This window comes from Herbaspirillum sp. C7C8 (assembly GCF_022627875.1).
Taxonomy (GTDB): Bacteria; Pseudomonadota; Gammaproteobacteria; order Burkholderiales; family Burkholderiaceae_D; genus Herbaspirillum.
This window is the reverse complement of record NZ_JABXGG010000041.1, coordinates 1-3,537: the sequence shown is the minus strand read 5'-3', so window position 1 is coordinate 3,537 and position 3,537 is coordinate 1. Positions and strand designations below refer to the sequence as shown.

General features: G+C 50.0%; 1 tRNA gene and 2 rRNA genes. All 3 read right to left on the bottom strand.

What is annotated here, in order from left to right:
* Window positions 1–54: 54 nt before the first annotated feature.
* Window positions 55–167: ribosomal RNA gene (rrf, locus tag HWE01_RS22520) — 5S ribosomal RNA — on the bottom strand.
* Window positions 168–304: 137 nt separating this feature from the next.
* Window positions 305–3,176, bottom strand: a 23S ribosomal RNA gene (locus tag HWE01_RS22515).
* A gap of 280 nt (window positions 3,177–3,456) precedes the next feature.
* Window positions 3,457–3,532 (bottom strand) — tRNA-Ala (locus HWE01_RS22510).
* Window positions 3,533–3,537 lie beyond the last annotated feature (5 nt).

Below are 3,537 nucleotides of genomic sequence, written 5' to 3'. Positions count from 1 at the left end.
GCCCAAAGCAAAAACCCTCGCTACTTTCGTAACGAGGGTTCTTGGGAGTAACAAGCCTGACGATGACCTACTTTCACACTGGTTGCAGCACTATCATCGGCGCGAAGTCGTTTCACGGTCCTGTTCGGGATGGGAAGGGGTGGTACCAACTTGCTATAGTCATCAGGCATAACTTGTAAAGTCAGTTGCTCTCACTGGAGCAGCAACTAACCCAAACTGGAAGAAGTATTTTAGATTCTTGGGTGTGATGCACTAGGGCAAACACAATATATGCTCAACTTGTCTATAACAGAGCTAATGTTATAGGAACAAGCCGCACGGGCAATTAGTATCAGTTAGCTTAACGCATTACTGCGCTTCCACACCTGACCTATCAACGTCCTGGTCTCGAACGACCCTTTAGGGGAATCTAGTTCCCGGGAAGTCTCATCTCAAGGCGAGTTTCCCGCTTAGATGCTTTCAGCGGTTATCTCTTCCGAACTTAGCTACTCGGCAATGCCACTGGCGTGACAACCGATACACCAGAGGTTCGTCCACTCCGGTCCTCTCGTACTAGGAGCAGCCCCCTTCAAACTTCCAACGCCCACGGCAGATAGGGACCAAACTGTCTCACGACGTTTTAAACCCAGCTCACGTACCACTTTAAATGGCGAACAGCCATACCCTTGGGACCGGCTACAGCCCCAGGATGTGATGAGCCGACATCGAGGTGCCAAACTCCCCCGTCGATATGAACTCTTGGGAGGAATCAGCCTGTTATCCCCAGAGTACCTTTTATCCGTTGAGCGATGGCCCTTCCATACAGAACCACCGGATCACTATGTCCTACTTTCGTACCTGCTCGACTTGTCAGTCTCGCAGTTAAGCACGCTTATGCCATTGCACTATTAGCACGATGTCCGACCGTACCTAGCGTACCTTCGAACTCCTCCGTTACACTTTGGGAGGAGACCGCCCCAGTCAAACTGCCTACCATGCACTGTCCCCGATCCGGATAACGGACCAAGGTTAGAACCTCAAACAAACCAGGGTGGTATTTCAAGGTCGGCTCCACAGAAACTAGCGTTCCTGCTTCAAAGCCTCCCACCTATCCTACACAGATTGGTTCAAAGTCCAATGCAAAGCTACAGTAAAGGTTCATGGGGTCTTTCCGTCTAGCCGCGGGTAGATTGCATCATCACAAACATTTCAACTTCGCTGAGTCTCGGGAGGAGACAGTGTGGCCATCGTTACGCCATTCGTGCAGGTCGGAACTTACCCGACAAGGAATTTCGCTACCTTAGGACCGTTATAGTTACGGCCGCCGTTTACTGGGACTTCAATCAAGAGCTTGCACCCCATCATTTAATCTTCCAGCACCGGGCAGGCGTCACACCCTATACGTCCACTTTCGTGTTTGCAGAGTGCTGTGTTTTTATTAAACAGTCGCAGCCACCATTTTATTGCAACCCTTTTGTCCTTCTGGCGCAGGCCAGTCAAACTACTTGGGCGTACCTTATCCCGAAGTTACGGTACCAATTTGCCGAGTTCCTTCTCCCGAGTTCTCTCAAGCGCCTTAGAATACTCATCTCGCCCACCTGTGTCGGTTTGCGGTACGGTCTCGTTAGACTGAAGCTTAGAGGCTTTTCTTGGAACCACTTCCGATTGCTTCGCGAACAAGTTCGCTCGTCTCACACCCTTGAATTACGCTGCCGGATTTGCCTAACAGCCTTCTTCGATGCAAAAACCGACTATTCCAACAGTCGGACAACCTTCCGCGATCCGTCCCCCCATCGCATCTAACGACGGTGCAGGAATATTAACCTGCTTCCCATCAGCTACGCATCTCTGCCTCGCCTTAGGGGCCGACTCACCCTGCTCCGATGAACGTTGAACAGGAAACCTTGGGCTTACGGCGTGCGGGCTTTTCACCCGCATTATCGCTACTCATGTCAGCATTCGCACTTCTGATACCTCCAGCATCCTTTACAAGACACCTTCACAGGCTTACAGAACGCTCTCCTACCATATCCTTACGGATATCCGCAGCTTCGGTGACTGGCTTAGCCCCGTTACATCTTCCGCGCAGGACGACTCGATCAGTGAGCTATTACGCTTTCTTTAAAGGATGGCTGCTTCTAAGCCAACCTCCTGACTGTTTTAGCCTTCCCACTTCGTTTTCCACTTAGCCAATCTTTGGGACCTTAGCTGGCGGTCTGGGTTGTTTCCCTCTTGACGTCGGACGTTAGCACCCGGCGTCTGTCTCCCAAGCTCGCACTCATCGGTATTCGGAGTTTGCAATGGTTTGGTAAGTCGCGATGACCCCCTAGCCATAACAGTGCTCTACCCCCGATGGTGATACTTGAGGCACTACCTAAATAGTTTTCGGAGAGAACCAGCTATTTCCAGATTTGTTTAGCCTTTCACCCCTATCCACAGCTCATCCCCTAATTTTTCAACATTAGTGGGTTCGGTCCTCCAGTGCGTGTTACCGCACCTTCAACCTGGCCATGGATAGATCATCTGGTTTCGGGTCTACACCCAGCGACTGAACGCCCTATTCGGACTCGATTTCTCTGCGCCTTCCCTATTCGGTTAAGCTTGCCACTGAATGTAAGTCGCTGACCCATTATACAAAAGGTACGCAGTCACCCCTTACGAGGCTCCTACTGTTTGTATGCACACGGTTTCAGGATCTATTTCACTCCCCTTCCGGGGTTCTTTTCGCCTTTCCCTCACGGTACTGGTTCACTATCGGTCGATTACGAGTATTTAGCCTTGGAGGATGGTCCCCCCATGTTCAGACAGGATTTCACGTGTCCCGCCCTACTTGTCGCAAGCCTAGTTCCACACCATCGATTTCGCATACGGGGCTATCACCCACTATGGCCGGACTTTCCATTCCGTTCTACTATCGTTGATGCTAAATCTTGCAGGCTGATCCCATTTCGCTCGCCACTACTTTGGGAATCTCGGTTGATTTCTTTTCCTGTAGCTACTTAGATGTTTCAGTTCGCCACGTTCGCTTCGTTACCCTATGTATTCAGATAACGATGACCTTACGGCCGGGTTTCCCCATTCGGAAATCTGCGGATCAAAGCTTGTTTGCCAGCTCCCCGCAGCTTATCGCAAGCTACTACGTCCTTCATCGCCTGTAATCGCCAAGGCATCCACCATGTGCACTTATTCGCTTGTTCCTATAACGTTAGCCTCTTTTGCAAGAGCGTTATAAAGAAGCGTTGAGTTTTAGCGTTTGCCGTATTCCAAAGTAAGTCTTCTAATTGCTAAGATCACTTCGTAATACTTTGATTGATACAATCACACCCATTTTTACTTTCGCAAGAACCGAAGTCCTGGCGATCGTTTAAATGAATCTTTACTTCTTCCAGATTGTTAAAGAACAAAAACAGCCATTGATCGTAAAAGATCAAACCTAAATCGCTACGTCATACACGCTGACTTAGGTTTGACATTTCTTGGTGGAGGTTGACGGGATCGAACCGACGACCCCCTGCTTGCAAAGCAGGTGCTCTCCCAGCTGAGCTAAACCCCCGAAAC